Origin of the sequence: Halobellus sp. Atlit-38R, from assembly GCF_003665925.1 — an archaeon.
GTDB classification, from domain to species: Archaea; Halobacteriota; Halobacteria; order Halobacteriales; family Haloferacaceae; genus Haloquadratum; species Haloquadratum inordinatus.
Window position 1 is genome coordinate 1 of record NZ_QXIJ01000075.1, and the last position, 749, is coordinate 749.

Consider the following 749-nt stretch of genomic DNA (forward strand, 5'->3'; position numbering starts at 1 on the left):
GTTGTTCGGCCAGTTCGTCCCCGGAGAACTCCTGAACCAGTCGCTCCCAGTCGTCCTCGACGACGAGCTGCTGAATAAGGGGGTTCGTCTCGATCTCCTCGATGGTGAGTCGGAGATACGCGGTAATCCCTTCCTGCGGACCCGACGCGTCGGCGAGCAGCCCGTCGACACTGTCGGCGAACGCCTCCTGCTCTCGGGTCAGGATTTCGAGGTAGAGCCGTTCTTTCGAGTCGAAAAAGTGGTAGAACGTCCCGTCGGCGATACCGGCCGGATCGGTGAGGTCCGAGATGGTCGTCCTCTTGAGGCCGTAGCGAGCGAACAGCTTCCGGCCGGTTTTGAGCAGTTCGTTCCGGATGTACGTCCGTTTCTCGTCGCTGAATCCAGCCATCAGAGGTCATTCCGGTGAAATACTACCTGGCTCGCGGCGACGAAGACGGCCGCGAAGACGAGCAGGAGGGTTGCTCCGGTGACACCATACTCGCCCCGTCACGTTCTCGTTGAATCCCCGTTCACTCGGGAGGTAACCGATGTTTGCGCGTGCGCTTCGGAGCGCCGTCGCATCAGTGATGTCGGCGGCGAGTACAGTCGCCGTCCCGTCGGTCGGGGACTGAAACCCCATCAGCGTCCGGATGGCGGTCGTCTTCCCCGCGCCATTCGGTCCGAGGAACCCGAATACTTCACCCTCCTCGACCCCAAAGGAGAGGTCTTCGACGCCTCGCACATCGCCAGAGTACTTCATTAGACCGTCG

2 protein-coding genes are annotated in these 749 nt (G+C 61.4%); both read right to left on the bottom strand.

Annotated features, from left to right (window positions below; translation table 11 throughout):
- Positions 1 to 388, bottom strand: a 388-nt coding sequence (locus D3D02_RS18165; protein WP_147435704.1) for a TetR/AcrR family transcriptional regulator, incomplete at its 3' end; no start/stop codon positions are given.
- 6 nt (positions 389 to 394) lie between these two features.
- The coding region (locus D3D02_RS18170; protein WP_394337742.1) for an ATP-binding cassette domain-containing protein at positions 395 to 749 on the bottom strand (355 nt) is incomplete at its 5' end.